We start from the raw sequence: 26,681 nt of genomic DNA on the forward strand, positions 1-26,681 counted from the left end.
CGGCGGTCGACCGTGGGGCAGATGCAGCGTCCTCTCATATATCTGCACCCCGCCCCAGGTGTCCTCCGGCATCAATTCGGGCTTTACCCTATGATCCCGGCTCCCGGACGGCTGCCGCCCGGCATCGTCCCGGATCGATCCCAACGAAATGGCCTTTACTGATCCCAATTCATCCAGAAGCGTCCGCCCACTGATCGAGGTGAAGGATGTGACCGTCGGCTATGGCGACAGGATCATCCTGAAAGACGTCAATGTGACGTTGCCACGCGGCAAGGTGATGGCGCTGATCGGCTCATCGGGCGGCGGCAAGACCACGTTGCTGCGGCTGCTGACCCGCCAGTTGAGGCCCCGTTCCGGACAGGTGCTGTTCGACGGCCATGACCTCGCGCCGATGGACCAGACCCAGCTCTACGCCCAACGACGTCGAATGGGGATGCTGTTCCAGTTCGGCGCGCTGTTCACCGATCTGAGCGTGTTCGAGAACGTGGCGTTCCCGCTGCGCGAGCACACCCGGTTGCCGGAACCCATGATTCGCGACCTCGTGCTGATGAAGCTCAATGCGGTCGGGCTGCGCGGCGCCCGCGATCTGATGCCCAGCGAGGTGTCCGGCGGCATGGCGCGTCGTGTCGCGCTGGCGCGCGCGATCGCGTTGGATCCGGACCTGGTGTTGTATGACGAACCCTTCGCGGGCCTGGACCCGATCTCGCTGGGCGTGACCGCCCGCCTGATCCGTGATCTCAATGACGCACTGGGTCTGACGAGCGTGATCGTCTCCCATGACATCCATGAGACCTTCGGCATCGCCGACCATGTCGTGATGGTCGCCAACGGCAGCGTCGTCGCCCAGGGAGCGCCGGACGAGTTGCGGCACAGCACCGACCCGCTCGTGCACCAGTTCGTCAATGCCGAATCCGACGGCCCCGTGCGCTTCCACCAGCCCGCCAAGCCGGTCCGAGAGGACTTCGGCCTGCCGCAGGAGGTGTCGGCATGATCGGTTTTGCCACCTCGATCGGACGCGGTCTGCGCCTGAAGCTTGGCGACTGGGGCGCTTCGGCCCGGCTCCTCGGCACATTGCTGTTGTGTCTGGGTGCCTGCCTGCGCCGCTTCTCCCTGGTGCGCGAGCAGATCTTCTTCGTCGGCAACCGCTCTCTGTCCATCATCGGTGTGTCCGGCCTGTTCGTCGGTTTCGTGCTCGCGCTGCAGGGTTACTACACGCTGCAGCGTTATGGCTCCGCCGAGGCTGTCGGCCTGCTGGTCGCGCTGAGTCTGGTGCGCGAGCTCGGGCCAGTGGTGGCGGCGCTGCTGTTTGCCGGCCGCGCCGGGACCTCGCTGACTGCCGAGATCGGCCTGATGAAAGCCGGTGAACAGCTCAGTGCCATGGAAATGATGGCGGTCGATCCGGTGCAGCGTGTCCTGGCGCCGCGCTTCTGGGCCGGTTTCATCGCGATGCCGCTGCTGGCGGCGGTGTTCTCCGCGGTTGGCATCATCGGCGGCTGGTTGGTGGCGGTGCCGCTGATCGGCATCGATGCGGGATCGTTCTGGTCGCAGATGCAAGGCGGCGTCGACGTGTTCAAGGACGTCGGCAACGGCTTCGTGAAGAGCGTGGTGTTCGGCGTGACCGTCAGTTTCGTCGCGTTGTTGCAAGGCTACGCCTGCAAGCCGACGCCCGAAGGGGTATCCCAGGCGACGACGCGCACGGTCGTGCTGTCGTCGCTGGCTGTGCTGGGGCTGGATTTCATCCTCACCGCCATGATGTTCTCGATCTGACGCGCGGCGCGCGATCCATCGACACCACAACCGAATTCAAGAGATATCTCGGAGTTGCCTGATGCAATCCTCTCGTTATGACGCGCTGGTCGGATTCTTCGTGCTGCTGGGCGGCGCGGCCTTGCTGTTCCTGGCCCTGAAGGCCGGCAATCTGCTGTCGCTGAATTTCCAGGACACCTACACCGTGACGGCCAAGTTCGACAACATCGGCGGTCTGAAGCCTGGCGCGGCCGTCAAGAGTGCGGGTGTCGTGGTCGGTCGTGTCGGCACGATCAGCTTCGACGACAAGAGCTTCCAGGCGCGCGTGATCCTGAACATGAGCCAGGGCGTCGCGTTCCCGAAGGACAGCTCGGCCAAGATCCTCACGTCCGGCCTGCTGGGCGAGCAATACATCGGCCTGGAGCCGGGTGCGGAAGAAAAGAACCTCGCCGCGGGTGACATCATCACGCAGACGCAGTCGGCGGTGGTGCTGGAGAACCTGATCGGCCAGTTCCTCTATAACAAGGCGGCCGACGCGTCCTCGACGCCGGCCTCGGGAGAGAAGCAATGACCACCACCACAACGGTCGGGACCGCTGGAGCGGGCCGGACCGAACTTGCGGCCGTCCTGTTGAGTGCCGCGCTGCTGTGCGCCGCAACGCCGGCGATGGCGCAGGCCGCTCAGCCGCTCGAACAGGCGCAGACGCCTGCCCAGCAGGCCGTCGCGGCACCACAAGCCGCGGAGCAGCAGGTCGACGAGTCGACGGCTGCGCCGCAGGCCGGCCCGGATGAAGCCGCGCAGGACCAGGCCGCCGCGCCGGCGTCCGCCGCTTCTGCGGCTGCGCCCGAAGCCGGGGCTTCTGCTGCCGAGCCGGCGGCGGCGGGACAGGCCGGTGCGGCCGCGGCAGCGGTGCAGGACGCTCCGACTCCGGGCCCGCGCGTGCGCAACCGCCTGGATCCCTGGGAAGGCTGGAACCGCAAGGTCTTCAACTTCAACGAGAAGCTCGACGAGAACCTGCTGCGTCCGGTCGCCACGGCCTATTCGGACCTCGTTCCGCAGCCGGCACGTCAGGCCGTGGACAACTTCTTCGGCAACTTCTCGGACGCATGGTCGGCGGTCAACCTGTTCCTGCAGGGGCGCTTCAAGACCGGTGCCACCCAGACCATGCGCGTCGCCGTGAATTCGGTGTTCGGCATCGCCGGCCTGATCGACATCGCCACGCCCGCAGGCCTGGAAAAGACCTCGGAAGACCTCGGCCGCACACTCGGCTACTGGGGCGTCAAGACAGGCCCGTACATCGTGTGGCCGCTGCTGGGGCCGTCGTCGCTGCGCGATTCCGTGACGCTGCCCGCCAACATCTATTACTCGCCGGCCTATCTGTTCGACGATGGCGAATACAAGTTCGCGATCTCCGCGCTCCAGCTGATCAACACCCGCGCCAACCTGCTGCGGGTGACCGACATGCTGGATGGCATCGCGCTGGACAAGTACACCTTCGTGCGCGACGCCTACCTGCAGCGTCGAACCATCAAGACGCACAAGGAACAGGAAGAAGAAGACGACTACGAGGTCATCACGCCGGACGAGAAGCCGGTCAACCCTCAGGGCGATCGCTGAACGACAGTGAAGACTCGTTGACCGCTGCAACAACCGGTAACGCCCATGGGGGCGACCGGTGAACCGGAACCGGACTTGCCACGTTGTGATCCGGTCCGTGTCATGAAGAGAGAGAAAGGACAACGCATGAATGCCACCAAACGACTGCTGCTGGGCGCGATCGTCTCGATCGCCGCGCTGAGCCCGCTGGCCTCCTTCGCCGCCGACAGCTCGGCACCGGATCAACTGATCCGTGAGCTGTCGATCGAGACGCTGGATGCCGTGAAGGGAGACAAGGCCATCCAGGGCGGCGACGTCAACAAGATCATGGAGCTGGTCGACACCAAGGTGATGCCGCACGTCGACTTCCAGCGCATCACTGCCACGGCGGTGGGCCGTTTCTGGCGTCAAGCGACGCCGGAGCAGAAGCAGCGTCTGCAGGACGAATTCAAGACGCTGCTGGTGCGCACGTATGCCGGCGCGCTGACGCAGGTCAAGGACCAGACGATCGCGATGAAGCCGATGCGTGCGTCGCCCGAAGACAAGGAAGTCATCGTGCGCACCGAGATCCGCGGCAAGGGTGATCCGATCCAGTTGGACTACCGCCTGGAGAAGCTCGATTCCGGTTGGAAGATCTATGACGTGAACGTCCTGGGCATCTGGCTGGCCGACCAGTACAAGAACAGCTTTGCGCAGGAGATCAATGCCAAGGGCATCGACGGCCTGATCAAGTCGCTGGCGGAGCGCAACGCGCGCCCGGCCCCGGCCGCTTCGGGCGCCAAGAAGGGCTGACGCGATGCTGAAGCTGCCGTCGCGGCTGCGTCTGGAGAATGTGCCCGAGGAGTGGGTGCGGCTCGAGAGCGCGTTGCGCGCCGAACTGGCGCAGGTCGGCAACGCGGCAGGTCGCAGCGTCACGTTGGACGCCAGCGGACTGAACGACTTCGATTCCGCGGCGCTGAGCCTGTTGCTCAGCGCGCTGCGACTGTGCGGTCAGGACGGCTGGCAATTGACGCTGCAGCAGGCGCCTCGTGAGCTGCGGGAGCTGGCTCGCGTGTACGCCCTGGAACACTTGTTCTGGGCAGATGCCCCGGCGCCCGCCGAGGTGGCCTGACGCGAGAGGTGTCCAACGAGAACAGGCCGCTGATGCGGCCTGTTTCCTTTCAGCGATGCCAGTCCTCTTGCGGAGGGTCGAGGGTCGCGAAGTCCTACTGCGCGTAGCGTTTGGTGCGGAGGTTGCGCTTGATCTCCTGCAGCATCGGACGGAGGTTCTCGCCTAGTCGCAAGGCGACGCCGGTGGTCAGCACGTCCACGACGATCAGGTGCAGCAATCGCGACACCATCGGACTGTAGCGGTCGTAGTCTTCCGGATGATCGACGGCCAGCAGCACCTGGCCTGGCAACTGTCCCATCTGGGCCAACGGCGAGCCGCTGGCGGTGATGATGATCGTCGTCGCCCCCTTCTTGCGGGCGATCTCGGCGGCATCCATCAGGTCGCGGCTACGACCCGAGTTGGAGATGATCACCGCGCAGTCGCCGGCGCCCAGCATCGTCGCGCTCATCAACTGCACATGGCCGTCGCTGCAGGCGAAGGTGTTGGCGCCGAGCCGGAAGAACTTGTGCTGCGCATCCTGCGCCACGATGCCGGAGTTGCCGACGCCGTAGAACTCGATGCGCTGACGCTGGCGGGCTGTCTCGGACAGTGCCGCGATGGCACGCTCGAAGGCGTGGCTGGCGGCATCGTTGCGGTAGTGAAGCAGCGCCGCGACGGCGTTGTCGACCACCTTGACGATCAGGTCTCCGGGCTTGTCATCCTCGTCGACGGCGCGATGCACGAAGGGCACGCCTTCATTGACGCTGCCGGCCAGCTTCAGCTTGAAATCGGCCAGGCCGTCGTACCCGACGCTGCGACAGAAGCGCACCACCGTCGGCTTGCTGACGTGGGAGCGGTCCGCGAGCTCGCTGACCGGCAGGCTCGCGAACGCGCGCGGATCGGCCAGCAGCAGCTTGGCGACGCGCTGTTCAGCGGGCGGCAGCGCGGGCAGCGCGGCCTTGACTCGTTCGAGCATGCTCATCGCGTCAGCATTCCTCGATCCAGGAGTGACCGTCGCGCGCCACCAGCGCGCTCGATGCCGGTGGCCCCCAGCTGCCGGCGACATAGGTGCGCGGTCCGGTGCTGTCCTGCTTCCAGAAGTTCAGGATCGGCTCGACCCAACGCCAGGCCTGTTCCTGCTCATCGCTGCGCACGAACAGGTTGAGGCGTCCGGCGATCGCATCGAGCAGCAGCCGCTCATACGCGCCGACGCGCGTGTGCGCGAAGGCCTTGTCGAAGTCCAGGTCGAGGGAGACCGGGCTCAGGGCCTCGGTGCTGGATCCGCCCTTGTTGGCCATCAGCTGGAGCTCCAGCCCGTCCTCGGGCTGCAACTTGATGATCAGGCGATTGGGACAGCTGCTGCCCGGGAAGATCGGGTGCGGCACCGGGCGGAAGTTGATGACGATCTGCGCGTCACGCGCGGCGAGGCGCTTGCCGGTGCGCAGGTAGAAGGGGACGCCTGCCCAACGCCAATTCTGGATCTCCGTCTTCAGCGCGACGAAGGTCTCGGTATGGCTGTCCGCCGGGATCTTGCCTTCGTCCAGGTAGCCCGGTACCGGCTTGCCCTCGGCGTTGCCCGCGCGGTACTGGCCGCGCACGACATCGCGCGCAACGCTCTCCGCCGTGAAGGGCTTGAGCGCGCGCAACACCTTCAGCTTCTCGTCCCGGATCGCGTCGGCGTCGTTGCTGGACGGCGCTTCCATCGCGATCATCGTCAGCAGCTGCAGCGCGTGGTTCTGGATCATGTCGCGCAGCGCGCCGGTGCCGTCGTAGAACGGACCGCGCGTGCCGACGCCCAGGCCTTCGGCCAGGGTGATCTGGATGTTGGCGATGCTCTCGCGCCGCCATAGCGGTTCGAACAGCGCGTTGCCGAAGCGCAGCGCCATCAGGTTCTGCACCGACGGCTTGCCCAGATAGTGGTCGATGCGGAAAGCCTGCGTCTCGGAGAACACCGAGCGCACGACGCGGTTGATCTCCTGCGCGCTGGCCAGATCGTGGCCCAGCGGCTTTTCCAGCACCACGCGCACGTTGTCTCCGTTCAGTCCCGCCGCGCCAAGCTGCTGGCAGATCTGCGTGAACAGGTGGGGACTGGTCGCCAGGTAGAACACGACGGTGTCGGCATCGCGCTCGCCCAGCCAGTCCTTCAGTCGCGCATAGTGATCGGGCTGCGACAGGTCCATGCGGCGGTAGTGCACCAGCTCGGAGAAGCGGGAGAACTCTTCGTCGTTCGGTCGCTTGCCGGCCTCGACTTCCTGGAAACGCTCCTTCAGCCATTCGCGGTACCGCTCGTCGGACTGCTCGTCGCGGGCGACGGCCAGGATGCGGCCGCCTTCGGGCAGCTTGCCGTGGCGGAACGCCTGGAACAGCGCGGGCATCAGCTTGCGCCAGGTCAGATCACCGGTGCCACCAAAGAAGACGAGGTCGAAGGACATGGGCGCGGCGCCCCGCGTCGGGGCGTAAGAGTTGTTGGCGATGTCTTGATGTAACGAAGTTACCGGAATTATGATGCCCCAGTTTCTTGGGCCGGTCAACGTGCGCGGCGCCTCCGAAGGCAGGGGGCCGCCAGCAGTTCTAATAGGGGTTTCTCCGTCGGTGGACTGGGGCAATGCCCATGCCTCCGACGCGTCCCGTCCGTTTTCGACCGCCCCAGGCGCCTACGCACATGAACCAGCTCGAACAACTCAAGGCCTTCACCACCGTCGTCGCCGACACCGGCAATTTCAAGCAGCTGGCGCAGTTCACGCCACGCGACGCGACGACGAATCCGTCGCTGATCCTGAAGGCGGTACAGTCCCCGGACTATGCCCACCTGCTCGAGGACACCGTCGCCGCGAACAAGACGGACGCGCTGGACCTGATCGTCGACAAGGTGCTGGTCGCTTTCGGTCTGGAGATCCTGAAAGTCGTGCCGGGCCGCGTATCGACCGAGGTCGATGCCCGTCTGAGCTTCGACACCGTGGCGACGCTGGCGCGTGCCCGCCGCCTGATCCAGATGTACGAAGACGCCGGCATCGGCCGCGACCGGGTGCTGATCAAGGTCGCCTCGACCTGGGAGGGGATCCAGGCGGCGCGCGAGTTGGAGCTTGAGGGCATCCACACCAACCTGACGCTGCTGTTCTCGTTCTGCCAGGCGGTGGCCTGCGGCGAGAACGGCATCCAGCTGATCTCGCCGTTCGTCGGCCGGATCTACGACTGGTACAAGAAATCCGCCGGTGCGAACTGGGACGAGGCGGCCAACGCCGGTGTCAACGACCCCGGCGTGAAGTCGGTGGCTGCCATCTACAACTACTTCAAGAAGCACGGCATCCAGACTGAAGTGATGGGCGCCAGCTTCCGCAACGTCGGCCAGATCCAGGCGCTCGCCGGCTGCGACCTGCTGACGATCAGCCCCGACCTGCTCGCCCAGTTGCAGGGCAGCGAGGCCCCGCTGGCACGCGCGCTCGACGCGGACGCTGCCAAGGCCCAGGACTTGCCCAAGGTCTCCTTCAACGAGGCGGCGTTCCGCTTCGCCCTCAACCAGGATGCGATGGCCACCGAGAAGCTGGCCGAAGGCATCCGCCTGTTTGCCGTCGATGCCGGCAAGCTGGACCAGATGATCGAAAGCCTGCGATGACCGAGTTCCCGCGTTGCGACCGCAGCCCGACCTGGGCGGCCTTGCACAGCCATTTCCAGCAATCCGGACGCGCGTTCGACGTGCGTCAGGCCTTCGCGGCCGACGAGGGCCGCTTCGCGGCCTGGTCGCTGCAGGCGCCGGAGGTGTTCGCGGACCTGTCGAAGAACCGCATCGACGCCCGCACGCTGGAGCTGCTGCTGACGCTGGCCCGGGACGTGCAACTGGAGTCGCAGCGCGAGGCGCTGTTCAACGGCGATCCCATCAATGCGACGGAAGGTCGCGCGGTGCTGCACACGGCGCTGCGTGCACCGGCGGGGCAGGGGCCGCACTCGGACGAGGTGCAGGCCTCGCTCGCGCGCATGCTGGCGTTCGCCGATTCGGTCCGCGACGCGGCCCGCAGCGGCATCACCGACGTCGTGCACATCGGCATCGGCGGCTCGGACCTCGGGCCGGCGATGGTCGTGCAGGCCTTGCAGTCGTATGTGCCGGCCGGATTGACGCTGCATTTCGTGTCGAACGTCGACGGGCACGACCTGGCCCCGGTGCTGCGGGACCTGGATCCGAAGACCACGCAGTTCGTGGTCGCCTCCAAGACCTTCACGACGCAGGAGACGCTGGCCAACGCGATGGCCGCGAAGGCCTGGTTCCTGCAGAACGGCGGGACCGACATCGCGAAGCATTTCGCCGCCACGACGAGCAACGCGAACGCGGCCGCCGAGTTCGGTATCACGACGACCTTCGGATTCTGGGACTGGGTCGGCGGGCGCTATTCGCTGTGGTCGGTGATCGGATTGCCGATCGCGATCGCCGTGGGCTCGGCACACTTCCGTGCGCTGCTGTCCGGCGCGCATGCGATGGACCAGCATTTCCGCAGCGCGCCGCTCGACAGGAATCTGCCCGTCCTGCTGGGCCTGCTGGACGTCTGGTATCGCAATTTCCACGGCTTCACGAGCCGCTCGGTGGCGCCCTATCACCAGGGTCTTCGCCGGCTGCCGGCCTACCTGCAGCAGCTGGAGATGGAGAGCAACGGCAAGGGCGTGGACCGTACCGGCGATCCGCTGGGCTACGCCACCAGTCCGGTGGTCTGGGGCGAAGCCGGCACCAACGGCCAGCACGCCTACTTCCAGATGCTGCACCAGGGCACCGACGTGATCCCGGTGGAGTTCATCGCCGTGAAAACGCCGAACTTCGGTGCGCATGTCCGCGGCGAACTGCTGGACAAGCTCCAGGACCAACACGTGAAGCTGCTGGCGAACTGCCTGGCGCAATCGCAGGCGCTGATGCAAGGCAAGACCGCGGAGGCCGCGCGCACGGAGAAGGCGCCGACGGCGTCCCAGGACCTGGACCCGGATGTGCTGGCGCGGCATCGGAGCTTCACCGGCAACCGGCCGAGCACGACGCTGCTGCTGGAGGCGCTGACGCCGTCGTCGCTGGGCGCACTGATCTCGCTGTACGAGCACCGCGTGTTCGTCAGCGGTGCCGTGTGGAACATCAACAGCTTCGACCAATGGGGCGTGGAGCTCGGCAAGGCGCTGTGCAACAGCCTGCTGCCGCGCCTGACCAGCGGCGATGCGTCGGGCCTGGACGCCTCCACGGCCGGCCTGCTGGCCAAGGTGCGCGGTTGAACGCGCTTTCCCCGATTTCAACGCTGTAGAGAACGAGTCAGATGAAGATCGTGTTCGATTTCGGCGCGGTGCTGTTCCGTTGGCACCCGCCGAGTTTCCTGGCCCGCGTCTGGGCCCACCGCGTCGCCGATGAAGTCGAGGGGGCGGCCGTCGCCAAGGACTTCTTCCAGGCCTACAGCGGCGACTGGGGTGCGTTCGACCAGGGGCTGGCGGATGCGCCGACCACGGCGGACCGCATCCACGCGCGCACCGGCTGGCCGCGCGAGGACATCGTCGCGGTGATGGACGCCGTGCCATCGGAACTGAAGCTCATCGAAGGATCGGCGGCGCTGATCCTGGAATTGAAGGCCCAGGGGCACACGCTGCACTTCCTGTCCAACATGCCCGAGCCCTATGCCGATTACCTTGAGCAGACCTTCCCGTTGAAGGACTGGTTCGTGTCGGGCGTGTTCTCGGGGCGTGTGAAGCAGTCGAAGCCGTCGCGCGAGATCTTCGACCTCGCGCTCGAGCAGTTCGGCGCCAAGCCCGACGAGGTGCTGTTCCTGGACGACCATCCGGACAACATTGCCGCGGCGAAGGCGCTCGGCTGGCACACGCACCTGTTCACGACGCCGGAGCTGGCGCGGCAAGACCTGGTACGTCGGGAACTGCTGCCGGCCTGAGGGATGGCGTTCGGCGCGCGCTGAGCGCGGCGACCTACTTCGAGGCGTCGTCCTCGTCGATCGTCGTCGGCGGCGCGGCCACGCGGAACGATTCGTCGGACCAGTGGCCCAGGTCGATCTGGCGGCAGCGCTCGCTGCAGAACGGGCGCCACAGGTTGCTCGGCGCGAACAGGCTGTCACCGCCGCAGGTGGGGCAGGGGACGATGCGAGGCGCCGGCGTGGCGGGGATGAATTTCTCGGGCATGACGGAGTCGGCACTACGGGTGGCGCGAGGCGCTCAGCGCCGCGCGCACCGGGTCAGGAACACAGGGTCAGTTCGAAGGTGGCGTCGACCGGCGCCGGTTTCAAGCGCCCGTCCTCATCCTGGCGCATCAGCCGGATCGAGACCATCAGCCGGTGGCCGCTGATCTCCGGGATCAGGCCCAGGCTGGGATCGATCCGCATGCGGAGCATGTGGAAGCTGCGGCCCGGCGGGAGGCTCTGCTGATACTGACCGCCGTGGGCGGCCACCTTGTGCGGCGAGCCGCTGTCGCGCAGCAGGCCCAGCAGCACGTTGAGCGCTTCGGCCAACGGCATCAGCGTCTGCGCCCACTGCATCAGGTCATTGCGCCGGCGCACCGGCAGCAGCTGCTGCCACGCGTAGTAGGCCGGCAGGTCGAACTCGCAGGTGCCGCCGGGGATCGAGATCCGGCTGCGGATGCTCATCAGCCACTCGTTGGTCGTGAGCGCGTGACCGGCCTTGCCGGGCAACTGGTTGAGCTTGTCGAAGGCGGCGTCGATGCGGCCAACCACCTCGTCCAGCACGGCTTCCGATACCGCAGGATTGCCGCGGTAGCTGTTGAACTGCGTGCGGTGACGTTCCAGCTCCTTGAGCAGGTCGGCCTTGAGGTCGGCGCGCGAGGCGACATCCATCACCTCGAAGATGGTGGCCAACGCGAAGTGGTGATCCATCGCCGTGTCGCGCGCCATCAACTGACCGAGCCGGTCGAACAGGTGTTCGAGTCTGAGCATCGTGCGGATGCTCTCGTTGAACGGGTATTCGTAGAGGACCAAGTCGACATCCCTTTGCGGCAAGTGACCATTGTTCCACAGTGTCACAGCGCCGCCCGATCGGGGGCGGTGTCAGAGCAGGGGACTCGTCAGCAGCAGGCGGACCTCGTCCTTCAGCTGTTCAAGCGTGAGGCCCTCGTTGTGGATCACCGCATCGGCGGCGGCCCGGCGTTGAGTCCGCGTCGCCTGTTGCGCCAGGATGGCGCGAACGGCCGACTCGCTCAGGCCCGATCGCGCGATGACGCGGGCGACCTGGGTCTCTTCTTCGCAGTCGACGACCAGCACCCGGTCGACCTGTCGTCGCCAGCGACCGGATTCGACCAGCAGCGGCACGTCGAACAAGATGAGCTGCCCAGGCGCTGCGAGTGCCGCCTGCCGTGCGGTCTCGACGCTGATCATCGGATGCAGGATGGCTTCGAGCGCCGTTTTGGCACGCGGGTCCCGGAACACCAGGTCGCGCATGGCGGCGCGATCGAGAGCGCCTTCCGGTGTGATGAGCGTCCGTCCGAAATGTGTCGAGAGGGCCGGCATCGCAGCGCCGCCGGCCAGGGTCAGTGCGCGGGAAATGGCGTCGGTGTCGACCAGCAACGCGCCGCCCAGATCCACCATCGCCATTGCCACAGTGCTCTTGCCGCTGCCGATGCCGCCCGTCAGGCCGATGCGCATGATGCGGGTCTTCGCTGGCGGACCGGAGTCAGGCAGGGGGAATCAGCCAGGTGGCGATGCGGGCCGGGCCGACCAGCAGCACCGCCAGTCCGCCGCCGGCCAGGAATGGGCCGAACGGGACGACATTCCCCTCGCGCAGACCGCCGTTGAACTTCATTGCCAGTCCCACCAGCGCACCGACAAGCGAAGCGCACAGCGCCACTGGAATCAGCATCTGCCACCCCAGCCATGCGCCAAGTGCCGCCAGCAATTTGAAGTCACCGTGGCCCATGCCGTCCTTGCCGGTCAACAGCTTGTAGCCCCAGTAGATGGACCACAACGACAGGTAGCCGATGACCGCGCCGATGAAGGCGTCATTCGGCGTCACCGGTATCCAGCCCAGGAATGCCCCCAGCAGGCCGGCCCAGAGCAGCGGCTGGTTGATGTGGTCGGGCAACAGCGTCGTGTCCCAATCGATGCCGGCGAGCGCCACCAGCGTTGCCGCAAATCCGCAATAAAGCAGCGCGACGGGCTCCGAATCCAGGCGCCAGGCGATGGCTGCGAACAAGGCACCGGTCAGCAACTCGATGAATGGATATCGGGCCGAGATCGGCGCCTTGCACGAGGCGCATTTGCCGCCGAGCCGCAGCCAGCCGAGCAGCGGCAGGTTTTCATGCCAGCGGAGCTGGTGCCCGCAATGTGGGCAGCGCGAAGCCGGTCGCAACAACGAGAAGGGCGGTTGCGCCGCCAGGGCCTCCCCCATCGGCGTGGCAGCCTCCGCCAGGTGACCCGCCTGGGCGGCGTCGATACCCGTATACCGCTGTAGCTCATCCGTGCGCGTCATCTGTTCCGCGCACTCGGACAGCCATTCCCGGTGCAGCATCACCGGCGTGCGGAAGATGACGACGTTCAGGAAGCTGCCGACGCACAGTCCGATCACCGCCAGGAATGCCGGTGACAGCAAGATCTCCCGCAGGATCGGATCCCGCAGGATCGGATCCCGCAGGATTTCCAACACGGCATCTTCCACTTACACCACCGCGCCCAGCTTGAAGATCGGCAGGTACATCGAGATCACGATGCCGCCGATCAACGTGCCCAGGAACACGATGATGAGGGGTTCCATCAAGCTGGACAGCGCCTTGACGGCGTCATCCACCTCTTCCTCATAGAAGTCGGCTGCCTTGCCCAGCATGTGGTCCAGTGAGCCGGATTCCTCGCCGATCGACGACATCTGCAGAACCATGATCGGGAAGATGCCCGTGGTCTGCATCGACGTCGTCAGCGACGCGCCGGTTGACACGTCGCGTTGGATCTTCTCCGTCGCCTCGACGAATACCGCATTGCCGGAGGCGCCACCCACCGAGTCCAGCGCTTCCACGAGCGGCACACCCGCAGCGAACATCGTGGCCAGCGTGCGGGTCCAGCGGGCAACGGCGGACTTGTAGAGCAACTGGCCGAAGATCGGAACCTTCAGCAGGAGTCGGTCCATGAACTTCTGCATCTTCTCGGAGCGCTTCCAGCTCTGGAAGAAGAAGTACAGGCTGCCGCCGATGACGCCGAAGATCAGCCACCAGTAGGCAACGAAGATCTCCGACATCGCCATGACGAACAGTGTGGGGGCAGGGAGATCAGCACCGAAGGACTTGAACACATCCTTGAAGGCCGGGATCACGAAGATCATGATCACGGCCGTCACCACGAAGGCCACGATCAGCACCGCGATCGGGTAGGTCAACGCTGACTTGATCTTGCCCTTCAGCGCAACGGTCTTTTCCTGATAGATCGCCAGTCGATCCAACAAGGCTTCCAGGATGCCCCCTGCTCGCCAGCCTCCACCAGGTTGCAGTACAGCGCATCGAAGTAGAGCGGATGCTTGCGGAAGGCGGCCGACAGTGAGGTGCCGGTTTCGACGTCCTGCCGGATGTCGGTCAGGAGCTTGGTCATGCGGGGGTTCGGGCTACCGCGGGCAACGATGTCGAACGACTGCAGCAAGGGCACGCCGGCGCGCATCATGGTTGCGAGCTGCCGCGTGAAGACGGCGATGTCCTTCTGCTTGATGGACTTGCCGCCGGAGCTGCGCCGCTTCTTGATCTTGCTGACCAGGATGCCCTGACGACGCAACGATGCGCTGATGACGGCTTCGCCGCCAGCCCGCATCTCACCGCGGACGATCTTGCCGTTGCGGTCCTTGCCTTCCCATTCGAAGACGTATTCCTTGATGCCCTTGGCCGCGCCCTTGGCGCCTGCGGTGGTCGTCGCCATATCACCTCCTGCCGTCGCGCCAGACGAGTGGCGCTCCCAATCTTTGACTCGTTCGATCGATCCTGGTGACCTGACGCCAGACGCGCGAACGCGGCGCCCAAGGACGCCGCGTCATGCTTCCGATGTCATTCGTTGGTGGCCGCCAGCACCTCTTCCAGTGTCGTGACGCCTGCCCGGACCTTGACCAGCCCGGACTGCCGCAGATCCCGCACGCCATCCGCACGGGCCTGGTGAGCAATGTCCACGGCCGTTCCCTCGGCCAGGATGATCCGCTGGATCGCCTCCGTGATGGGCATCACTTGGTAAAGACCGACCCGTCCACGATAACCATTGTTGCAATTCGCGCAGCCGACCGCCCGGTACGGCTTCCAGCTGCCGTCGAGATCTGGTTCCGTGAAGCCGGCGCGCAGCAGGGCCTCCCTCGGATATTCGGCGGGTGCCTTGCAGTTCTCGCACAGGCGGCGCGCGAGTCGTTGCGCGGTGATCAGCAGCACGCTCGAGGCGATGTTGAAGGGCGCGACGCCCATGTTCAGCAAGCGGGTCAGCGTCGTCGGCGCGTCGTTGGTGTGCAGTGTCGACATCACCATGTGGCCGGTCTGCGCGGCCTTGATGGCGATGTCCGCCGTCTCCAGGTCCCGGATTTCACCGACCATGATGATGTCGGGATCCTGACGCAGGAACGCCTTGAGCGCGGCCGAGAAGGTCAGCCCCGCCTTGTCGTTCACGTTGACCTGGTTGATGCCGGGCAGGTTGATTTCTGCCGGATCCTCGACGGTCGAGATGTTGGTGCCCGGCACGTTCAGGATGTTCAGGCAGGTGTACAGCGACACCGTCTTGCCCGAACCCGTCGGCCCTGTGACCAGGATCATTCCGTAGGGCCGCTGGATGCAATGAAGCAGCCGTTCCTTTTCGATCTTCTCGTAGCCCAGGGCCTCGATGCCGAGCTTGGCCGAGGACGGGTCCAGGATCCGGATCACGATCTTCTCGCCGAACAGGGTCGGCAGCGTCGAGACCCGGAAGTCGATCGCCTTGGAGCCGAACTTCAGCTTCATCCGACCGTCCTGGGGGACGCGGCGTTCGGAAATGTCCATCCGCGAGATCACCTTGATCCGGGATGAGAGCTTGTCCTTGATCGCGATGGGCGGCTGCGTGATCTCGCGCAGTTCGCCGTCGACCCGGAACCGGACGCGGTAGTGATATTCGAACGGCTCGAAATGCAGGTCCGATGCCCGCATGTTGATGGCGTCCACCAGCATCTTCTGCAGGAAGCGCACGACCGGTGCGTCTTCGACATCGGTGATTTCCTGCGATTCCTCGGGAGGGGGCGCATCGTCCTCGGCAATGTCGAAGTCGAAGTCCTCGCCCGCGATCGCTTCCAGGGCTTCTGATGTGGATGCGGCGGTGATGCCCAGCAGTTTGGCGAGCTTGTCGTGCTCGACGATGATCCACTCGGGCGTCAGCTGGGTGGCGAACTTGATGCGCTCGACGACTTCCTGTTCGGTCGGATCGGCTCCGCCGATGAACAGCCGGTTGCCTCGGCGCGCCAGCACCACGACCTGGTATTGCGCCGCCAGCTTGGCGTCGATGATGTTCTGTGGGAGCTTGTGCCCGTCGACCGAATTCAGGTCCAGCAGCGGCAGGGCGAGCGCATGCGACAGCGTGTGCGCCAGGTCGGATGGCGTGACCGTGCCGGAGGCCATGACCGCATTCACGAAGCTGGTCTTCTTTTCCCGGGCGAGCTTGACCAGGTCCTCGGCGGCCTGAGGCTTGAGCTTGCCGGCGTGCACGAGCACGCGAGCAACGCCTGACAGGGCGGACTGAGGGGTTCGGCCAGTGTGGTGTCCACGGATATCGCCATCGGGTAGGGTCTTGCCGGATGCCGGCGCGCGCGCCGGAGCAGCCCCTCACTTTACCCCCATGAACGGAGGGCAGGCAGGAGGGCCTATCCTGGCTTTCACTAAAGCACACGGTTCGTGCAGTTTCGGCCTTGGTCACTGGAAATTGAGCGCGAAATGTGCGAGACATCCCCAGCACCCACTCCTTCCGTGCAAGGCCTGACCCCGTGCCGTCTGGTCGACGCGATGTTCTGCGCTGGAGTGTCGTTGGGTGCGTCGTGAACGTGTTCCGGCGCGCGCAAAGAAAACGCCGCGAATCTTGCGATTCGCGGCGTCATCGATGTCCTGGTCGGGGTGAGAGGATTCGAACCTCCGGCCTCTACGTCCCGAACGTAGCGCTCTACCAGGCTAAGCTACACCCCGTTTTGGTCACTCGATCAAGAGTCTTTCAAGAACGTCTGTTCAAGAACTTCTCTCCACCGACTGAGCCGCAAATTCTAGCAGGCTTTCTTTCCACTTGGAAAGAGGGAGTGCCGACAAATGTTGTCTCGCCTGTGCGACCTCCGCGCGAGCGGCCTCGCGCGTCGCCTCCAGTGCGCCGGTCCGGCGCACGATCGAGACGATGTCCTGCAGGCGCTCGACTTCGCCATGCTCGATCGCGTGGCGGATCAGTGCGCGGTCTTCCTCGGTGCCGCGCTCCATCGCGATCAGCAACGGCAGCGTCGGCTTGCCCTCGCGCAGGTCGTCGCCGACATTTTTCCCCAGTGATTCGCTGGTGCCTTCGTAGTCGAGCGTGTCGTCGATCAGCTGGAAGGCCGTACCCAGGGCGCGGCCGTAGCCGGCGCAGGCTTCCTCGAGTGCAGGCGGCGCGTCGGCCAGTACCGCGCCCAGGCGCGCGCTGGCCTCGAACAGCTTGGCCGTCTTGTAGCGGATGACGCGAAGATAGCTGTCCACCGCGACATCCGGGTCGTGCATGTTCATCAACTGCAGGACCTCGCCTTCGGCGATGACGTTGGTCGCGTCGGCCAGTACCTCCAGGACGCGCATCCGGTTCACCGACACCATCATCTGGAAGGCGCGGGAATACAGGAAGTCGCCCACCAGCACGCTGGCGGCGTTGCCGAACAACGCGTTGGCGGTCTGCTTGCCGCGTCGCAGCGCGGACTCGTCGACGACATCGTCGTGCAGCAGCGTGGCGGTGTGGATGAACTCCACGACTGCTGCCAGCTCCCGGCTGGCGGGGGAGTCGGCATCCAGCGCGTTGGCGAACATCAGCACCAGCTTGGGCCGCATCCGCTTGCCGCCCGCGTGGATGATGTAGGCGGAGATCTGGTTGATCAGGGCGACGTCCGAGCGAAGCCGTTGCGCGATCACGGCATCGACTTCATTCATCTGCGCATTCAGCGCCTCGAGGACCTCGGCAACTGGGGTAGAGGCAATGGGCTGCACTCTGGACTCACTGTGAGGGGAAGCGCGGATTATAGGAAGGCGCGGGCACAGGTCCGTGCGCGTCGTCCGCGCCTTCGCACGCACGCGTCGCCGTGGCCTCGGAAGGCCGGCGGTTGCGGGCTTCCCGGCAACCCCGGGTTTGCATCAGTGAAGGGGTCTGTGCTACATTCTTGGGCTCCGCATCTTTATGCGGTGTTTTTTCTTGGGCGGTCGCTGAGTTCCTCTGGAGTCTGACGGGCCGCTCTCATGTGAAAGGGCTGATATGTACGCGGTCATAAAAACCGGCGGCAAGCAATACAAAGTTGCTGCTGGCGAAAAGATCAAGGTAGAACAGATTGCTGCGGAAGTTGGCCAAGAGATCGTGATTGACCAGGTGCTGGCTGTCGGAAACGGCGCGGACCTGAAGATCGGGACTCCCTTGGTTGCGGGCGCAAGCGTGAAGGCCACCGTTGTGGCTCATGGCAAGCACGACAAGGTGCGCATCTTCAAGCTGCGTCGTCGCAAGCACTACAAGAAGAGCCAAGGCCATCGCCAGACGTTCACCGAGCTGGAAATCAGCGCGGTCAACGGCTGATCTTTGACTCTCTCGTAATCTGATCAAGGAGTAATCCATGGCACAGAAAAAGGGCGGCGGCTCAACACGAAATGGCCGCGACTCGAAGCCGAAGATGCTGGGCGTCAAGGTGTACGGCGGCCAGACCATCTCGGCTGGCTCGATCATCGTCCGCCAACGCGGCACGAAGTTCCACGCCGGTACCAACGTGGGCATGGGCAAGGACCACACGCTGTTCGCGCTGATCGACGGCACGGTGTCCTTCACCGTCAAGGGCGAGAACAGCCGCTCCACGGTCGTCGTCACGGCGATCTGAGCGACTTGATGTCCTGACGCCGCGATGCGGGAGACGTGGTCTCCCGTGTTCGGCGGACCCAGAGCCCCGGCTTCGTCCGGGGCTTTGCTTTTTCCGGACCCGCGGTCGCGCGGGGTCGGCGCCGACTGTGAGTTCCGGCGAACCCTGACTCGCTCCGATTCAAAGCATGGCCTCGCGCGGGAGCGTGAGGGCGTGAATTACGATAGCCCCGCTCTCCGGGACTGAAGGCCATCCATGAAGTTCGTTGACGAAGCCACCATCGATATCGCCGCCGGCAACGGCGGCGCGGGTTGCGCCAGTTTCCGCCGCGAGAAGTTCATTCCCTTCGGCGGCCCGGACGGGGGCGACGGCGGCAAGGGCGGCAGCGTCTTCGCGATGGCCGACCGCAACCTCAACACGCTGATCGACTACCGCTACGCGCGCCGCCACGAGGCCCGCAACGGTGAAGCGGGCCGCGGCTCGGACCAGTTCGGCGCCGCTGCCGAGGACATCACGCTGAAAGTGCCGGTCGGCACCATCGTCCGTGACCTGGAGACCGACGAGATCATCGCCGAGCTGCTCGAGCCCGATGTGCCGGTGCTGCTGGCCAAGGGCGGCGACGGCGGATTCGGCAACCTGCATTTCAAGACCTCGACGAACCGCGCGCCGCGTCAGAAGACGCCCGGCTGGCCCGGCGAGATCAAGAAGATCAAGATGGAACTGCGCGTGCTGGCCGACGTCGGCCTGCTCGGTCAGCCCAACGCCGGCAAGTCGACGCTGATCGCCGCCGTGTCCAACGCGCGCCCAAAGATCGCCGACTACCCGTTCACGACGCTGTATCCCAACCTGGGCGTGGTGCGCGTGGGTCCGGAGAAGAGCTTCGTCATCGCCGACATCCCCGGCCTGATCGAGGGTGCCGCCGAAGGCGCCGGCCTCGGTCACCAGTTCCTGCGCCACCTGCAACGCACGCGCGTGCTGCTGCATGTGGTCGACCTGGCGCCGTTCAATCCGGACGTCGACCCGGTCGCCGAGGCCAAGGCCATCGTCAAGGAACTGAAGAAGTACGACGAGGCGCTGTATGAGAAGCCGCGCTGGCTGGTGCTGAACAAGCTGGACATGGTGCCGGTGGAAGAGCGCGCGGCCCGCGTGAAGGACTTCATCAAGCGCTACAAGTGGAAGGGGCCGGTGTTCGAGATCTCCGCGCTGACGCGCGAGGGCTGCGAGCCGCTGATCCGCGCCATCTACGACCACGTGGCGGCGATCCAGTCGCCGCCGGTGGAAGACCCGGACGCGCGTTTCGACGCGCCGACGATCGATCCGCCGAAGGCTTTCCAGGAAACGCGCAAGACGCGCGCCACGAAGGCCAAGGCGATCAAGGCGGCGAAAGCCGAGAAGGCGGAAAAGGCGGAAAAGCCGCCTGAGCGCGATCCGCGCTTCGATCCGCTGCCCTGACTTCCGGCTTCGGCCCCACCGTTCCCTGATCCTCCGCGCATGAGCAACGGCAACCTCACCGGCCCTCTGACTGGCACCCTGGGCGACGAACTGAACGGCGTCCTCAAGGACGCGCGACGCATCGTCGTGAAGGTCGGTTCCAGTCTCGTGACCAACGAGGGCCGCGGCGTCGACGCCGAGGCGATCGGCAACTGGTGCCGGCAGCTCGCGGAATTGGCACGCGAAGGGCGCGAGGTCGTGATGGTGTCCAGCGGCGCGATCGCCGAGGGCATGAAGCGGCTGGGCTGGGCGAGTCGCCCGAAGGAGCTGCACGAGCTGCAGGCCGCGGCGGCCGTCGGCCAGATGGGTCTGGCGCAGATGTACGAGACCAAGCTGCGCGAGCAGGGGTTGACCAGCGCGCAGGTGCTGCTGACGCATGCCGACCTGGCGGACCGCGAGCGCTACCTGAATGCGCGCTCGACGCTGCTGGCGCTGTTGCAGCACCGCGTGGTGCCGGTGATCAACGAGAACGACACCGTCGTCAACGACGAGATCAAGTTCGGCGACAACGACACGCTCGGCGCGCTGGTCGCCAACCTGGTGGAAGCCGATGCGCTGGTGATCCTCACCGACCAGAAGGGCCTCTACTCGGCCGATCCGCGCAGGGATCCGAACGCCCGCTTCATCGACCGCGCGACGGCCGGCAAGCCCGAACTCGAGGAGATGGCCGGCGGCGCCGGTTCCAGCATCGGACGCGGCGGGATGATCACCAAGATCCTGGCCGCCAAGCGTGCGGCCAGCAGCGGGGCCAACACCGTGATCGCCTGGGGCCGCGAGCCCGACGTGCTGCTGCGCCTGGCCGCCGGAGAGGCGATCGGCACGGCGCTGATGGCCTCGACCGCGAAGCTCGCGGCGCGCAAGCAGTGGATGGTCGATCACCTGCAGTTGCGCGGCAAGGTCATCGTCGACGCGGGCGCGGCGGTCAAGCTGCGGGAGGAGGGCAAGAGCCTCCTGCCGATCGGCGTGCAGGAGGTGTCGGGCGAGTTCCATCGCGGCGACGTCATCGCCATCGTCGACCTGAGCGGGAAGGAGCTCGCGCGCGGCCTGACCAACTACGGCAGCGCCGAGGCCCGGCTGATCGCGCGCAAACCGTCGTTCGACATCGAACGGGTGCTGGGGTATGCGGCCGAACCGGAGCTGATCCACCGCGACAACCTCGTGCTGCGTTGATGCGGCCAGGGATACCGCGCTGAAGCGTGTGCAGCAGAAACAAAGGCGCCCTCGGGCGCCTTTGTCATGTCCACATCGCCAGCAGCGGGCGCTCAGTCCTTCGGAGGTTCCACCGGGCCGCCATGGGCGGCGTTCGGCGGAGCGGCTTCGCGACCGTCGTGTTGCTCCTGATGCGTGACCTCCGCATGCGCCGGGCCGTCATGGTCGTGGGGCCGGTGATCGAAGCGCTCATGCCGGTGATGGTCCTGATCGCCGTGATGCTCACCGTGGTCGCCGTGTCCGCCATGACGGTCGCCGCGCGGCGGCGGTCGCATGCCGGCACGCAGGTAGCGGTTGTGATGATTCAAGCGCGGCAGGAAGCGCGCGAGTTCCGTCAACGCCATCTGATACACGCCGCGCTTGAATTCGATCACGGCTTCCAGCGGCACCCAGTACTCGTTCCAACGCCAGGCGTCGAACTCGGGGTGGTCGGTGGCGCGCAGATTCATGTCGCTGTCGCGACCCATCATCTGGAGCAGGAACCAGATCTGTTTCTGCCCGCGGTAATGCCCGCGCGCGTCGCGCCGGATGAAGTGGTCCGGCACTTCATAACGGAGCCAGTCCCGCGTGCGCGCGATGATGCGCACGTGGTCCGCAGTGAGGCCCACTTCCTCATGCAGCTCCCTGAACATCGCCTGCTCGGGCGTCTCTCCATGCTTGATGCCCCCTTGGGGGAACTGCCAAGAATGGGTGCGTATGCGCTTGCCCCAGAACACCTCGTTCTTGTGGTTGAGCAGGATGATGCCGACGTTGGGCCGGAAGCCTTCACGGTCGAGCATAATCAACCTTCAAATCATTCGTTGGATTGATTATTGCACCGGGGCTGCGACCCGGCGCGATCATCGCTAACCCTCGGTGATGCACGGTTTTTTCCGCGGCGGCCCGGCTGACCGCGGACTTTTATTTTCTGCGCCCATGAAAGCCTCCCAGTTCTTCATCTCCACGCTCAAGGAAGCGCCCGCCGATGCGGAAGTCGTCAGCCACAAACTGATGATGCGGGCCGGCATAATCAAGCGCCTGGGCGCCGGCATCTACAACTACATGCCGATGGGCCTGCGCGTGATCCGCAAGGTCGAGCACATCATCCGCGGCGAGATGAACCGGGCCGGCGCGGTCGAGCTGCTGATGCCGGTCGTGCAGCCGGCCGAGCTGTGGCAGGAGACGGGGCGCTTCGACAAGATGGGCCCGGAGCTGCTGCGTGTGAAGGACCGCCATGGGCGCGACTTCATCATCCAGCCGACGTCGGAGGAGGTCATCACCGACATCGCGCGCCAGGAGCTGCGCAGCTACAAGCAGCTGCCGAAGAACTTCTATCACATCCAGACGAAGTTCCGCGATGAGCGCCGGCCCCGCTTCGGGATCATGCGCGGCCGCGAGTTCACGATGAAGGATGCGTACTCGTTCGACCGCGACAAGGACGCGGCTGGCCGCAGCTACGACGCCATGTACGCGGCCTACGGCCGGATCTTCGACCGGCTGGGCCTGCAGTACCGCGCCGTGGCGGCGGACACCGGCGCGATCGGCGGCGACCGCTCGCATGAGTTCCAGGTCATTGCCGAGACCGGCGAAGACGCGATCATCTATTGCCCGACCAGCGACTACGCGGCCAACATCGAGCTGGCCGAGGCGCTGTCGCTGATCGCCACGCGCGGTGCCGCAACGCAGCCGCTGACGAAGACGCCGACGCCCGGCAAGGCCACCTGCGCCGATGTCGCCGAGCTGCTGAAGCTGCCGCTGACACAGACCGTGAAGTCGCTGGTGCTGGCGACGGACGAGCTCGACGACGAAGGCAACATCGTCAAGTCGCAGGTCTGGCTGCTGCTGGTCCGCGGCGACCACGACCTGAACGAAGTGAAGGCCGGCAAGCTCGAGGGCCTGAAGGGCGGCTTCCGCTTTGCGACCGCCGCGGAGATCGACGCGCACTTCGGCTGCAAGCCCGGCTACCTGGGCCCGATCGGCCTGAAGCAGCCGTTGAAGGTCATCGCCGACCGGACCGTCGCCAACATGACGGACTTCGTCTGCGGCGCCAACGAGGCCGACTTCCACTTCACCGGTGCGAACTGGGGTCGTGACCTGCCCGAGCCTGATCTGGTCGCCGACATCCGCAACGTCGTCGAAGGCGACCCCTCGCCGGACGGCAAGGGCGTGCTGGCGATCCAGCGCGGCATCGAGGTCGGGCATGTCTTCTATCTCGGCACGAAGTACTCGGCCGCGATGAACGCGAGCTACCTCGATGAGAACGGCAAACCCCAGTTGATGGAAATGGGCTGCTACGGCATCGGGGTGACCCGCATCCTGGGCGCGGCGATCGAGCAGAACCATGACGAGCGCGGCATCGTCTGGCCCGACGCGATCGCGCCGTTCACGGTGGTGGTGTGCCCGATCGGCATGGACCGCAGCGAAGAGGTGAAGACCGCCGCGACGAAGCTGTACGAAGAACTGCTCGACCTCGGCATCGACGTGCTGCTGGACGACCGCGGCGAGCGCCCCGGCGCGATGTTCGCGGACTGGGAACTGGTCGGTGTGCCGCATCGCGTGGTGATCTCCGACCGCGGTCTCAAGGAAGGCCAGGTCGAGTACCAGGGTCGCCGCGATGCCGCCGCCACCAAGCTGGCGCTGGCTGACGTCGTGGCTCACCTGAAGCAACGACTCGCGTGAATCCGGCCCGTCCGCCGCAGCGAGTCGCGGCGGTGGACGCGCTGCGCGCGCTGGCGCTGCTGCCGGTGGTCGCGGTCAATTGGGTCGGTTATCCGGCCTTGCCGGATGCGGGCCCCCTCAGCCCACCGTCGCCCGCCGACGGCGTCGGCGCCCAGATCGTCTCCTGGTTCCTGCACGCGCTCATTGCGGGCAAGGGCATCGCGCTGCTCGCCTTCCTGTTCGGCTACAGCCAGGGTCTGTCCCAGTCGCGAGGCGATGAGGCCCTGGGCAAGCGTCGACGGCGCCTCGCGAAGCTGCTGGTGCTTGGGCTGCTGCACGGCACGCTGCTCTACATGGGCGACATCCTGACGCTCTACGCGATCTCCGGCGCGGTGCTGGCGATCTGGGCCGGGCATTCGATGGCGATGCTCAAGGTCCGGCTGCGGGTGCTGATCGGATTGGAGCTCGCGGTGATCGCGCTCACGGTCCTGATGGCCAGCATGCCGCTGTCGGGCGAGCCGTCGATGCCGCTGTCGGCGTCGACCACGTGGGGCGACTGGACGCTGCGCAACGCGGGTCACTTCGTTGCCTCGACCATCGCCTTCGCCACGCTGGGGTTGCCCACGCCGCTGCTGCTGATGACTGCCGGACTGATGGCGGCGCGCCTGCGGCTGTTTTCCCATCCCCGTTGGGAGCCCGCGCTGCGGCGCTGGTCCCGCCGTGCGCTGTGGCCGGCGGTGGCGGTGAACATCGCGTTCGCGTCCCTGCTCTGGCCCGGTTTGCGCGACGGTGACAGCCATGTCACCGGCCGCTATGCGATCTTCTATCTCTATCCGACGATGCTGCTGCTGAGTGCTGCCGTGCCCGCGCTGGTGCTGCGCATGCGCAGCGATCCACGACTGCTGGGTGCGCTCGCGCCGTTGGGGCGGCACACGCTCAGCCTGTACCTCTTCAGTTCGGTCCTGAGCTTCGCGCTCTTCAGCGGCGTCGGCCTCGCCTGGCAGCCGGGCACGGTGGTGGCAGCCGGTCTGGCGCTCGCCTACTGGACCGGTGGCCTGCTGCTCGCGCGCGTGCGCGGTCCGCGACCTTTGCCGCTGGAACGCTGGCTCTCCCGCTGACGGCGGCGGCGCGCGCCGTTATGCTGCCGCGCCGCGCCCCTCGCGCTTGTCGATCGAATTCCGACGCCCCCTGACCTCCGCCGTTCCCGTGACTGACTCTGGCTTCAAGACGATTGCCCCCACCTCGCGCCGCGCGCTGCTGCTCGCCGGCGCGGCCTGCTGCCTGCCGCGCCCGGCGTTCGCTGGCGCCCAGGTGGAGGAGCCACTGGCCGATGCGGTCCGCTCCGCGATGTCGGCGGCGATCGCGTCGGACGCGCCGCCCAAGCCGCATTTCGACTCGATCGAGCCGCGCCTGGCCTACCTGCGCTGGTTGGGCGAGATGAGCGAGCGCATGAAGCGCAAGAAGAGCGAGACCCAGATGCGGATCGAGTTCCTCGAGACGATCTGGTACGAGAGCGCCCGCGCGGGCCTCGAGACGGCGCTGGTGCTGGGGCTGGTGCAGGTGGAGAGCGGCTTCAAGAAGTACGCGATCAGTGTCGCGGGCGCCCGCGGCTACATGCAGGTGATGCCGTTCTGGATGCGCTCGATCGGCGACGGGCAGGTGTCCCGGCTGTTCCACATGCAGACCAACCTGCGCTTCGGCTGCGTGATCCTGCGGCACTACCTGGACCGCGAGAAGGGCGACCTGTTCCTTGCGCTGGGCCGCTACAACGGCAGCCGCGGACGCGCCGAGTATCCCAACATGGTCATGGGCGCCCGCAAGGGCTGGTTGATGCCGGGTCAGACCTGAGGCCGCAGCCCCAGCCAGGCCTGCGGCGTCGCGCCGGGCAGTTGCGCCAGTTCGAGCACGCGCTCGACGGTCTCGGCCACCATCTCGTCGATGGTCGTCGGCTTCAGGTACAGCGCCGGCAGCGGCGGGAAGACGATCCCGCCCATCTCGGTCACCGCGGTCATGTTGCGCAGGTGGGCGAGGTTGAACGGCGTCTCGCGCACCATCAGGATCAACCGGCGACGCTCCTTGAGCGTGACATCGGCGGCGCGGGTCATGAGGTTGTCCGAGAGCCCGTGCGCGACCGCGGCGAGGGTGCGCATCGAGCAGGGCGCGATCACCATCGCGGCGGTCGGGAAACTGCCGCTGGCGACGCAGGCGCCGATGTCGCCGGGCGCGTAGGCGAAGTCCGCCTCGCGCTCCAGCGCATCGCGCGCGAGCCCCAGTTCATGGTGGGCATTGAGCACGCCCGCGGGGCTGAGCACCAGGTGGGTCTCCGCGCCGATCGCGCGGGCCCGCCGCAGCAGTTGCAGTCCGTAGGCGGCGCCGGTCGCGCCGCTGATGCCGACGATCAGACGCGGCCGCGGTGCTGCCGCGGCGGTCATCAGGCCTTGGCCAGCAGCTGCTGCAGCTCGCCGCTCTCGTACATCTCCATCATGATGTCGGAGCCGCCGACGAATTCGCCGTCGATGTAGAGCTGCGGGATGGTGGGCCAGTTGGCGTAGTCCTTGATGCCCTGGCGGACGCCTTCGTCCTCGAGGACGTTGAAGGTCTTGAGCTCGGCGGCGCCACTGGCCTTCAGGATCTGGATCGCACGGCCGGAGAAGCCGCACATCGGAAACTGCGCGGTGCCCTTCATGAAGAGCACGATGCGGTTGCTCTTGACCAGGTCGGCTATGCGTTGCTGAACGTCGCTCATGGCGGAAATCCTCTGAAAGCAGATGCGGAAAGGCTGATGCGGTGCGAGGCAGGATCCGTTCCGGGCCCACGGGCGTGGGTCGGCGCGGTACCGCGCGATACGAGGATTATCAAGCAGCGCGCAAGCCCGCGCTGGGCTGGGCTCAAGTCGTTCGAACCGCGGTGCCGGGCAGCG

The 26,681-nt window shown here is 66.0% G+C and carries 27 protein-coding genes, 1 tRNA gene and 1 pseudogene; 16 read left to right on the top strand and 13 right to left on the bottom strand.

Translation table 11 applies throughout. From position 1 onward, the window contains the following. The first annotated feature begins 148 nt into the window (after positions 1–148). The 6 genes from ACQ86G_RS10820 (at position 149) to ACQ86G_RS10845 (ending at position 4,453) form a co-directional block, all read left to right on the top strand. Positions 149–991: an ABC transporter ATP-binding protein gene (locus tag ACQ86G_RS10820; RefSeq protein WP_431260561.1), complete on the top strand. Its 843-nt coding sequence runs from the start codon at positions 149–151 to the stop codon at positions 989–991. Next, entirely contained in the window at positions 988–1,767 is a 780-nt protein-coding gene (gene mlaE / locus ACQ86G_RS10825; RefSeq protein WP_431260562.1) for a lipid asymmetry maintenance ABC transporter permease subunit MlaE, read from the top strand. The genes ACQ86G_RS10820 and mlaE overlap by 4 nt, the downstream gene beginning before the upstream one ends. A 61-nt stretch (positions 1,768–1,828) precedes the next feature. After that, entirely contained in the window at positions 1,829–2,317 is a 489-nt protein-coding gene (gene mlaD / locus ACQ86G_RS10830) for an outer membrane lipid asymmetry maintenance protein MlaD (protein WP_431260563.1), read from the top strand. Further along, positions 2,314–3,363: an MlaA family lipoprotein gene (locus ACQ86G_RS10835; RefSeq protein WP_431260564.1), complete on the top strand. Its 1,050-nt coding sequence runs from the start codon at positions 2,314–2,316 to the stop codon at positions 3,361–3,363. Before mlaD ends, ACQ86G_RS10835 begins: the two co-directional genes overlap by 4 nt. Before the next feature lie 126 nt (positions 3,364–3,489). Further along, a complete protein-coding gene (locus ACQ86G_RS10840) occupies positions 3,490–4,134 on the top strand; it encodes an MlaC/ttg2D family ABC transporter substrate-binding protein (protein ID WP_431260565.1) in 645 nt (214 codons plus the stop codon). 4 nt (positions 4,135–4,138) lie between these two features. Then, positions 4,139–4,453 carry an STAS domain-containing protein gene (locus ACQ86G_RS10845; protein WP_431260566.1) on the top strand — a complete coding sequence of 105 codons (315 nt, stop codon included), beginning with the start codon at positions 4,139–4,141 and terminating at the stop codon, positions 4,451–4,453. A gap of 94 nt (positions 4,454–4,547) precedes the next feature. On the opposite strand, the gene ACQ86G_RS10850 is transcribed toward ACQ86G_RS10845, so the two are convergent. After that, a complete protein-coding gene (locus tag ACQ86G_RS10850; RefSeq protein WP_431261376.1) occupies positions 4,548–5,408 on the bottom strand; it encodes a MurR/RpiR family transcriptional regulator in 861 nt (286 codons plus the stop codon). 10 nt (positions 5,409–5,418) lie between these two features. Beyond that, positions 5,419–6,864 (bottom strand): glucose-6-phosphate dehydrogenase, encoded by a 1,446-nt coding sequence (zwf, locus tag ACQ86G_RS10855; protein WP_431260567.1) that lies wholly within the window; start codon positions 6,862–6,864, stop codon positions 5,419–5,421. 230 nt (positions 6,865–7,094) lie between these two features. On the opposite strand from zwf, the gene tal reads away from it, so the two are divergent. From tal to ACQ86G_RS10870, 3 genes are read left to right on the top strand one after another with little or no spacing between them, the layout of a single operon-like run. Next, positions 7,095–8,045, top strand: a complete 951-nt coding sequence (gene tal, locus ACQ86G_RS10860; RefSeq protein ID WP_431260568.1) for a transaldolase — start codon at positions 7,095–7,097, stop codon at positions 8,043–8,045. Further along, positions 8,042–9,670: a glucose-6-phosphate isomerase gene (gene pgi, locus ACQ86G_RS10865; protein WP_431260569.1), complete on the top strand. Its 1,629-nt coding sequence runs from the start codon at positions 8,042–8,044 to the stop codon at positions 9,668–9,670. The genes tal and pgi overlap by 4 nt, the downstream gene beginning before the upstream one ends. 41 nt (positions 9,671–9,711) lie before the next feature. Continuing rightward, positions 9,712–10,332 carry an HAD family hydrolase gene (locus ACQ86G_RS10870; protein WP_431260570.1) on the top strand — a complete coding sequence of 207 codons (621 nt, stop codon included), beginning with the start codon at positions 9,712–9,714 and terminating at the stop codon, positions 10,330–10,332. Positions 10,333–10,366: 34 nt separating this feature from the next. Here the strand turns inward: ACQ86G_RS10870 and ACQ86G_RS10875 are convergent, their stop codons facing one another. The 8 genes and pseudogenes from ACQ86G_RS10875 to ACQ86G_RS10910 form a co-directional block, all read right to left on the bottom strand. Beyond that, positions 10,367–10,576: a DNA gyrase inhibitor YacG gene (locus ACQ86G_RS10875; RefSeq protein ID WP_431048699.1), complete on the bottom strand. Its 210-nt coding sequence runs from the start codon at positions 10,574–10,576 to the stop codon at positions 10,367–10,369. A gap of 53 nt (positions 10,577–10,629) precedes the next feature. Next, positions 10,630–11,385: a cell division protein ZapD gene (gene zapD, locus ACQ86G_RS10880; protein WP_088407952.1), complete on the bottom strand. Its 756-nt coding sequence runs from the start codon at positions 11,383–11,385 to the stop codon at positions 10,630–10,632. Between the two features lie 69 nt (positions 11,386–11,454). Continuing rightward, the gene (gene coaE, locus ACQ86G_RS10885; RefSeq protein WP_431260571.1) at positions 11,455–12,048 is read right to left on the bottom strand and encodes a dephospho-CoA kinase; all 594 of its coding nucleotides are present in this window, start codon (positions 12,046–12,048) and stop codon (positions 11,455–11,457) included. A gap of 28 nt (positions 12,049–12,076) precedes the next feature. Beyond that, on the bottom strand, positions 12,077–13,036 hold the full coding sequence (locus ACQ86G_RS10890; protein WP_431261377.1) for a prepilin peptidase: 960 nt from the start codon (positions 13,034–13,036) through the stop codon (positions 12,077–12,079). Positions 13,037–13,057: 21 nt separating this feature from the next. Next, positions 13,058–14,292, bottom strand: a pseudogene (locus tag ACQ86G_RS10895) (type II secretion system F family protein). Between the two features lie 125 nt (positions 14,293–14,417). Beyond that, positions 14,418–16,085: a type IV-A pilus assembly ATPase PilB gene (gene pilB, locus ACQ86G_RS10900; protein ID WP_431260572.1), complete on the bottom strand. Its 1,668-nt coding sequence runs from the start codon at positions 16,083–16,085 to the stop codon at positions 14,418–14,420. 388 nt (positions 16,086–16,473) lie between these two features. Beyond that, a tRNA-Pro gene (locus tag ACQ86G_RS10905) sits at positions 16,474–16,550 on the bottom strand. A 39-nt stretch (positions 16,551–16,589) separates the two neighbouring features. Then, positions 16,590–17,519 (bottom strand): polyprenyl synthetase family protein, encoded by a 930-nt coding sequence (locus ACQ86G_RS10910; protein WP_431261378.1) that lies wholly within the window; start codon positions 17,517–17,519, stop codon positions 16,590–16,592. Between the two features lie 319 nt (positions 17,520–17,838). Here ACQ86G_RS10910 and rplU point away from each other — a divergent pair, with 319 nt between their 5' ends. The 4 genes from rplU to proB all read left to right on the top strand — a co-directional run bounded on the left by rplU (position 17,839) and on the right by proB (position 21,085). Further along, positions 17,839–18,150 (top strand): 50S ribosomal protein L21, encoded by a 312-nt coding sequence (gene rplU, locus ACQ86G_RS10915; RefSeq protein WP_067065598.1) that lies wholly within the window; start codon positions 17,839–17,841, stop codon positions 18,148–18,150. A 37-nt stretch (positions 18,151–18,187) separates the two neighbouring features. Then, positions 18,188–18,445 carry a 50S ribosomal protein L27 gene (gene rpmA / locus ACQ86G_RS10920; protein WP_088407914.1) on the top strand — a complete coding sequence of 86 codons (258 nt, stop codon included), beginning with the start codon at positions 18,188–18,190 and terminating at the stop codon, positions 18,443–18,445. Positions 18,446–18,679: 234 nt separating this feature from the next. Then, complete coding sequence (cgtA, locus tag ACQ86G_RS10925) at positions 18,680–19,876, top strand: Obg family GTPase CgtA (RefSeq protein WP_431260573.1); 1,197 nt, start codon at positions 18,680–18,682, stop codon at positions 19,874–19,876. Between the two features lie 39 nt (positions 19,877–19,915). Further along, positions 19,916–21,085, top strand: a complete 1,170-nt coding sequence (gene proB / locus ACQ86G_RS10930; RefSeq protein ID WP_431260574.1) for a glutamate 5-kinase — start codon at positions 19,916–19,918, stop codon at positions 21,083–21,085. Between the two features lie 92 nt (positions 21,086–21,177). Here the strand turns inward: proB and ACQ86G_RS10935 are convergent, their stop codons facing one another. Further along, positions 21,178–21,903, bottom strand: a complete 726-nt coding sequence (locus tag ACQ86G_RS10935) for an RNA pyrophosphohydrolase (RefSeq protein ID WP_431260575.1) — start codon at positions 21,901–21,903, stop codon at positions 21,178–21,180. A 136-nt stretch (positions 21,904–22,039) separates the two neighbouring features. Here ACQ86G_RS10935 and ACQ86G_RS10940 point away from each other — a divergent pair, with 136 nt between their 5' ends. From ACQ86G_RS10940 to ACQ86G_RS10950, 3 genes are all read left to right on the top strand, one after another. After that, positions 22,040–23,782 (top strand): proline--tRNA ligase, encoded by a 1,743-nt coding sequence (locus ACQ86G_RS10940; RefSeq protein WP_431260576.1) that lies wholly within the window; start codon positions 22,040–22,042, stop codon positions 23,780–23,782. Next, on the top strand, positions 23,779–24,879 hold the full coding sequence (locus ACQ86G_RS10945) for a DUF418 domain-containing protein (protein WP_431260577.1): 1,101 nt from the start codon (positions 23,779–23,781) through the stop codon (positions 24,877–24,879). Before ACQ86G_RS10940 ends, ACQ86G_RS10945 begins: the two co-directional genes overlap by 4 nt. Before the next feature lie 88 nt (positions 24,880–24,967). After that, on the top strand, positions 24,968–25,609 hold the full coding sequence (locus ACQ86G_RS10950; RefSeq protein WP_431260578.1) for a lytic transglycosylase domain-containing protein: 642 nt from the start codon (positions 24,968–24,970) through the stop codon (positions 25,607–25,609). Here the strand turns inward: ACQ86G_RS10950 and ACQ86G_RS10955 are convergent. Then, complete coding sequence (locus tag ACQ86G_RS10955; RefSeq protein ID WP_431260579.1) at positions 25,600–26,193, bottom strand: UbiX family flavin prenyltransferase; 594 nt, start codon at positions 26,191–26,193, stop codon at positions 25,600–25,602. The two genes, ACQ86G_RS10950 and ACQ86G_RS10955, sit on opposite strands and share 10 nt — an antisense overlap. After that, positions 26,193–26,507 (bottom strand): Grx4 family monothiol glutaredoxin, encoded by a 315-nt coding sequence (gene grxD / locus ACQ86G_RS10960; protein WP_431260580.1) that lies wholly within the window; start codon positions 26,505–26,507, stop codon positions 26,193–26,195. The genes ACQ86G_RS10955 and grxD overlap by 1 nt, the downstream gene beginning before the upstream one ends. Positions 26,508–26,681: the final 174 nt, after the last annotated feature.

This window comes from Roseateles chitinivorans (genome assembly GCF_050632145.1).
GTDB classification, from domain to species: Bacteria; Pseudomonadota; Gammaproteobacteria; order Burkholderiales; family Burkholderiaceae_C; genus Roseateles; species Roseateles chitinivorans_B.

What these genes read in the sequence shown, in the direction of transcription:
- ACQ86G_RS10820 (WP_431260561.1), top strand. Translation starts at nt 149, where the DNA reads ATGGCCTTTACTGATCCCAATTCATCCAGAAGCGTCCGCCCACTGATC.
- mlaE (WP_431260562.1), top strand. Translation starts at nt 988, where the DNA reads ATGATCGGTTTTGCCACCTCGATCGGACGCGGTCTGCGCCTGAAGCTT.
- mlaD (WP_431260563.1), top strand. Translation starts at nt 1,829, where the DNA reads ATGCAATCCTCTCGTTATGACGCGCTGGTCGGATTCTTCGTGCTGCTG.
- ACQ86G_RS10835 (WP_431260564.1), top strand. Translation starts at nt 2,314, where the DNA reads ATGACCACCACCACAACGGTCGGGACCGCTGGAGCGGGCCGGACCGAA.
- ACQ86G_RS10840 (WP_431260565.1), top strand. Translation starts at nt 3,490, where the DNA reads ATGAATGCCACCAAACGACTGCTGCTGGGCGCGATCGTCTCGATCGCC.
- ACQ86G_RS10845 (WP_431260566.1), top strand. Translation starts at nt 4,139, where the DNA reads ATGCTGAAGCTGCCGTCGCGGCTGCGTCTGGAGAATGTGCCCGAGGAG.
- ACQ86G_RS10850 (WP_431261376.1), bottom strand. Translation starts at nt 5,408, where the DNA reads ATGCTCGAACGAGTCAAGGCCGCGCTGCCCGCGCTGCCGCCCGCTGAA.
- zwf (WP_431260567.1), bottom strand. Translation starts at nt 6,864, where the DNA reads ATGTCCTTCGACCTCGTCTTCTTTGGTGGCACCGGTGATCTGACCTGG.
- tal (WP_431260568.1), top strand. Translation starts at nt 7,095, where the DNA reads ATGAACCAGCTCGAACAACTCAAGGCCTTCACCACCGTCGTCGCCGAC.
- pgi (WP_431260569.1), top strand. Translation starts at nt 8,042, where the DNA reads ATGACCGAGTTCCCGCGTTGCGACCGCAGCCCGACCTGGGCGGCCTTG.
- ACQ86G_RS10870 (WP_431260570.1), top strand. Translation starts at nt 9,712, where the DNA reads ATGAAGATCGTGTTCGATTTCGGCGCGGTGCTGTTCCGTTGGCACCCG.
- ACQ86G_RS10875 (WP_431048699.1), bottom strand. Translation starts at nt 10,576, where the DNA reads ATGCCCGAGAAATTCATCCCCGCCACGCCGGCGCCTCGCATCGTCCCC.
- coaE (WP_431260571.1), bottom strand. Translation starts at nt 12,048, where the DNA reads ATGCGCATCGGCCTGACGGGCGGCATCGGCAGCGGCAAGAGCACTGTG.
- ACQ86G_RS10910 (WP_431261378.1), bottom strand. Translation starts at nt 17,519, where the DNA reads ATGAATGAAGTCGATGCCGTGATCGCGCAACGGCTTCGCTCGGACGTC.
- rplU (WP_067065598.1), top strand. Translation starts at nt 17,839, where the DNA reads ATGTACGCGGTCATAAAAACCGGCGGCAAGCAATACAAAGTTGCTGCT.
- rpmA (WP_088407914.1), top strand. Translation starts at nt 18,188, where the DNA reads ATGGCACAGAAAAAGGGCGGCGGCTCAACACGAAATGGCCGCGACTCG.
- cgtA (WP_431260573.1), top strand. Translation starts at nt 18,680, where the DNA reads ATGAAGTTCGTTGACGAAGCCACCATCGATATCGCCGCCGGCAACGGC.
- proB (WP_431260574.1), top strand. Translation starts at nt 19,916, where the DNA reads ATGAGCAACGGCAACCTCACCGGCCCTCTGACTGGCACCCTGGGCGAC.
- ACQ86G_RS10935 (WP_431260575.1), bottom strand. Translation starts at nt 21,903, where the DNA reads ATGCTCGACCGTGAAGGCTTCCGGCCCAACGTCGGCATCATCCTGCTC.
- ACQ86G_RS10940 (WP_431260576.1), top strand. Translation starts at nt 22,040, where the DNA reads ATGAAAGCCTCCCAGTTCTTCATCTCCACGCTCAAGGAAGCGCCCGCC.
- ACQ86G_RS10955 (WP_431260579.1), bottom strand. Translation starts at nt 26,193, where the DNA reads ATGACCGCCGCGGCAGCACCGCGGCCGCGTCTGATCGTCGGCATCAGC.
- grxD (WP_431260580.1), bottom strand. Translation starts at nt 26,507, where the DNA reads ATGAGCGACGTTCAGCAACGCATAGCCGACCTGGTCAAGAGCAACCGC.